The organism is Clostridium nigeriense (assembly GCF_050585265.1).
Classification (GTDB): Bacteria; Bacillota; Clostridia; order Clostridiales; family Clostridiaceae; genus Clostridium; species Clostridium nigeriense_B.
Genome location: NZ_JBNOOE010000039.1, coordinates 1 through 4,733, shown reverse-complemented (window position 1 = coordinate 4,733; position 4,733 = coordinate 1). Strand labels below are relative to the sequence as shown.

Here is a 4,733-nt window from a genome sequence, read left to right as displayed (position 1 = left end):
AAAGGACTTAATATGTGGGTTCAAATGTCAGATGATGATTATATAGATATAGAAAAATGGAATGAATGTGCTACAGATTTAACTCTCGAAGATATGAGGGGGAAAGAATGTGGGGTAGGTCTTGATTTATCGAGTGGTGGAGATTTAACTTCTTTAGCTTTAGAATTTGAATTAGGTAATGATGAATATTTTATAGAAAGTCATAGTTTTATACCTATAAATAGATTGCAAGAGCATATAAAAACAGATAAAGCACCTTATGATATGTGGCTAAGACAAGAGCTACTTACTGCAACTGAAACTTTAGGAGGAGTAAAGACAGATTATAAATATATAATTAAACATTTAAAGGAACTTCAAGAACTATATGATTTGAAATATAGATTTATAGCTTATGATCCTCATAATGCAGATGCATTTTTAAATGATTTAGAGTGTTTCGGTTGTGACTGTATAGAGATAGTACAAAGTGCAAGAAATTTAAATAGTGCAACTGTAGATTTTAAATTGTCTGTAGATGGAGGAACTATTAAATATAATAGAAAAAATTCTCTATTAACTTGGAGTATTGCAAATGCTAAATTAATTCATAATTCTTTTGGTGAATGTAAGATAGATAAAAATTATAGAACTAAGAGGATAGATCCAGTTGATGCAATAATTGATGTTCATAAGGTTATGATAGAAAATAAATCAACTATAGATTTAAATAGAACTACAGAAAATTACTTAAAGATGATGGGATGGATGTAAAGGGGGTGAAATATTGAATGTATTTAGTAGAATTGCAAAAGGAATAAAAAATGCTATTGTTCCAGAAAAAACAGTAGATATGCAAAGTAAAGAATTATTAGAGTGGCTTGGAATAAGTTCAACTTCTAAGCAATTGGTAAGTGAAGTAACATATTTCACTTGTTTAAAGATGTTATCAGAAACATTAGGGAAAATGCCTTTGAAGTTTCGTCAAGATACAGATAAGGGAGTACAAAGGGTTAAATCTAATAAAGTTCACATGCTTTTAAGGACAAGGCCTAATGCATTAATGACACCTTCTATATTTTGGGCGACAGTAGAGCAAAATAGAAATCATTATGGAAATGCTTATGTATGGATAAGAAGAAAATATAAAAGAGATAAGTTTGGTGGAAGTTATGAAATCCAAGATTTATGGGTAATGCCTTCTAATGATGTTCAGGTTGTAATAGATGACCAAGGTTTTTTTGGTGCAAAAGGTCGGTTATGGTACAGATATACTGATAAGTATTCATCAGAACAATATGTATTTAATAGTGATGATGTAATGCACTTTAAAACATCTTATAGTTTCGATGGTATTTTAGGAATTCCAGTAAAGGAAATTTTAAAAAGTACAATAGAGAGTGGACTTGAAAGTCAAACATTTATGAATAATTTATATAAAAGTGGGCTTACAGCAAAAGCAGCACTTGAGTATACAGGAGAACTTGATAAGAAAGCAGAGGAAAAACTTGTAGAAGGATTTGAAAGATTTGCAAATGGTTCTAAAAATGCAGGTAAAATAATTCCAGTCCCTTTAGGAATGAAATTAGTACCACTAGATATTAAATTGACAGATAGCCAATTCTTTGAATTGAAAAAATTTAATGCTCTTCAAATTGCAGGAGCTTTTGGAATAAAACCTAATCAACTTAATAATTATGAAAAGAGTTCTTATTCTAACTCTGAAATGCAACAACTTAGTTTTTATGTAGATACAGTATTATTTATATTAAAGCAATACGAAGAAGAGCTTAATTATAAGCTATTAAGCAAAGAAGAAATAGAACAAGGATATCATTTTAAATTTAATGAAAAGGTATTGCTAAGAACAGATAGCAAAACACAAATGGAGATACTTGCTCAAGGGGTTAATAATGGATTAATTCGCCCTAATGAGGGAAGAGATGAACTAGGATATCCAGCTGATGAAGGTGGAGATAAATTATTTATGAATGGTAACTATATTCCTATAACTGATGTAGGTAAACAATATAATAAAAAGAAAAATAATAGCAAGAAAGGGGGTGAATAATAATGATAAAAACATTAGAATTTAAGTCTAAAGGAAAAGATGGAAAACTTAATAAAGTTGGAAATATGGAATTTAGAAATGAATCAACTAATCAAGAACTTTACTTTTATGGAGATATTGTTAGTGATAGTTGGGGAAAATGGTGTGATGAAGATAAATGTCCACAAGATGTTTTAGAAATTTTAAATTCTATTGATGAAAATAGAGATCTAAATATCTATATAAATAGTGGTGGTGGTTCTGTTTATGCAGGTCTTGCTATTTATAACCAGCTTAAAAGAAAGAAGTGTAATAAAGTTGTTAGAGTAGATGGATTAGCTGCAAGCATTGCATCTGTAATAATGTTAGCTGGAGATAAGGTTATAATACCTAAAACAGCTCAAACAATGATACATGAACCTTGGATTGGAATATGGGGTGGATTTAATGCAACAGAATTTAGAAAAATGGCCGATGATTTAGATGTTTGTTCTGAAACTATTCTTAATGTTTATTCTGAAAACTTAAGAGAAGGAGCAAATATAGAGGATATCAGAACAATGATGCATGAAGAAACATGGCTAACAGGAGATAAAGCAGCTCAATACTTTAATATTGAAGTTGAAGATTCAGTTATAGCTGTTGCATGTGCTTCAAATTATTTTGAAGAATATAAAAATATTCCTAATAATTTGAGGAACAAAGATAACAAAGGTGAAAAAGAGTTAGAAAAAAAGGATGCTTTAGAAGCTGAAAAAGAAAGTATATTAGAAGATTTATATTTGTTTGGAATGTAAGTCTTTTTTTAATGTTTAAATAAGAAAGGTGGATATTAAATGAATAAAGAATTAAGAGAGTTATTAGATAAAATTAATGCTAAAAAGGAAGAGGTTAAAAACTTAGCAAATGAAAATAAAATTGAGGAAGCAAAGGCTGCAAAGAAAGAGTTAATAGATCTTCAAGCTAAATTTGATGTTTTATATGATTTAGAAGCTGAAACCGAAGATGAAATAAAAGATAAAATTGAAAAAGGAGAAGAAAAAGAAGTAACCAATAATAAAAAGGATTCAACTAAGGAATTTGCAAATGCTGCAAGAAATGGATTTAGAGTAAATAATAAAATGTCAGAAGGAACACCAGCAGATGGAGGGTATACTGTTCCTGAAGATATTTTAACAAGAATTAATACTTATAAAGAATCTAAAAAGTCTTTAAAGGATTTAGTTGATGTAGAAAAAGTTACTACATATAAAGGGCAAAGAACTTTTAAGAAAAGATCGCAACAAACAGGATTTGTTAAAGTTGGAGAAAGTGGCAAAATAGGGGGAAAGGGAACACCACAGTTTGAAAGAATTACTTATGAAATTGAAAAATATGCAGGATATTTCCCTGTTACAAATGAACTATTAAGTGATTCTGATGCTAATATAACCAATGCTTTAATAGAATGGATTGGTGATGAATCAAGAGTTACAGCTAATAAATTAATATTAGAGCAAATAGCAACTTTAGATGAAGTAAAATTAGAAGGAATTGATGATATAAAGAAAGCTCTAAATGTTACTTTAGGTCAAGCATTTAAGCCAACAAGTAAGATAATTACAAATGATGATGGATTACAATATTTAGATACATTAAAAGATGCAGATGGTAAATATTTATTACAACCTAATCCAGTTAATCCTATGGAAATGAGACTTTGTGCAGGTGCTACTGCTATTCCAATAGTAGTAATACCTAATGATGATATGGCTACTAAAACAAATAAAGTACCATTTATTATAGGAGACTTAAAAGAAGGTATTAAGTTTTGGGATAGACAGTTAATGAATATTAAGACTTCTGATGTAGCTGTAATTGGAGATTTAAACGCTTATGAAGAAGATTTAACTTTATTTAGAGCTATTGAGAGAGAAGATGTAACAGTAAAGGATAGTAAAGCAATAGTTAATGGATATATTGAAGTAACACCCTAATAGTCCCCTAGAAGAATCTAGGGTTGGAAATGCAAAAGTAGGCGAAGCAAAAGTAGGAGGTAGTAAATAATTATGACATATGAAAAACAAACATGGCAAGATGGTGAAGTAATTACAAAAGAGAAATTAAATCACATTGAGGAAGGAATTTCTAATATGGAATTAACTCCTGGACCAAAGGGGGATACTGGTGCAACAGGTGCTAAAGGCGATAAAGGAGATCCAGGAGTACAAGGGCCAAAAGGTGACAAAGGAGATCCAGGGCAAAAGGGAGCAGATGCTGTGATTAACAAATTAAATAAAATGGATGCTTTGGATGGTGGAGTAGAAGTTGCAGCAGTAGTAACAGCATTTAATAATTTAATTGCAGATTTAAAAGCAAAAGGCTTAATGAATAGTCAATAGAGAGTGGGAGTAAAATCTCATTCTCTTTTTATGAGGTGAATTATGGATTTAGAAGAATTAAAATTATTTCTTAGAATTGATGGAGAAGAGGAAGATACATTAATTGAAGGATTACAGCTTGGAGCGGAGGAGTATTTGAAAAATGCTGGAATAACCAAGGATTATAGTAAGGAGTTGTATAAACTTGCTATAAGAATATTAGTATCACATTGGTATGAGAATAGGTCAGTTGAAACAGTAGGAAAGAATGTAAGTAAAATTGCTTTTGGATTGGATACTATAATAACTCAATTAAAATATACTCAAGGTGATGTTATATGAAT

General features: G+C 30.0%; 6 protein-coding genes. All 6 read left to right on the top strand.

What is annotated here, in order from left to right:
* On the top strand, window positions 1-753 hold a 753-nt coding region (locus ACQPVP_RS17005; RefSeq protein WP_430851986.1), incomplete at its 5' end, for a terminase TerL endonuclease subunit.
* Between the two features lie 13 nt (window positions 754-766).
* On the top strand, window positions 767-2,050 hold the full coding sequence (locus ACQPVP_RS17000; RefSeq protein ID WP_430851984.1) for a phage portal protein: 1,284 nt from the start codon (window positions 767-769) through the stop codon (window positions 2,048-2,050).
* A 2-nt stretch (window positions 2,051-2,052) separates the two neighbouring features.
* Complete coding sequence (locus ACQPVP_RS16995; RefSeq protein WP_430851982.1) at window positions 2,053-2,826, top strand: head maturation protease, ClpP-related; 774 nt, start codon at window positions 2,053-2,055, stop codon at window positions 2,824-2,826.
* A gap of 39 nt (window positions 2,827-2,865) precedes the next feature.
* A complete protein-coding gene (locus tag ACQPVP_RS16990) occupies window positions 2,866-4,005 on the top strand; it encodes a phage major capsid protein (RefSeq protein ID WP_430851980.1) in 1,140 nt (379 codons plus the stop codon).
* Between the two features lie 72 nt (window positions 4,006-4,077).
* Window positions 4,078-4,410, top strand: a complete 333-nt coding sequence (locus ACQPVP_RS16985; protein ID WP_430851978.1) for a collagen-like triple helix repeat-containing protein — start codon at window positions 4,078-4,080, stop codon at window positions 4,408-4,410.
* Window positions 4,411-4,452: 42 nt separating this feature from the next.
* Complete coding sequence (locus ACQPVP_RS16980; protein ID WP_430851976.1) at window positions 4,453-4,731, top strand: head-tail connector protein; 279 nt, start codon at window positions 4,453-4,455, stop codon at window positions 4,729-4,731.
* Window positions 4,732-4,733 lie beyond the last annotated feature (2 nt).

Coding starts and splice junctions, on each gene's coding strand:
- ACQPVP_RS16995 (WP_430851982.1), top strand. CDS start 2,053: ATGATAAAAACATTAGAATTTAAGTCTAAAGGAAAAGATGGAAAACTT.
- ACQPVP_RS16990 (WP_430851980.1), top strand. CDS start 2,866: ATGAATAAAGAATTAAGAGAGTTATTAGATAAAATTAATGCTAAAAAG.
- ACQPVP_RS16985 (WP_430851978.1), top strand. CDS start 4,078: ATGACATATGAAAAACAAACATGGCAAGATGGTGAAGTAATTACAAAA.
- ACQPVP_RS16980 (WP_430851976.1), top strand. CDS start 4,453: ATGGATTTAGAAGAATTAAAATTATTTCTTAGAATTGATGGAGAAGAG.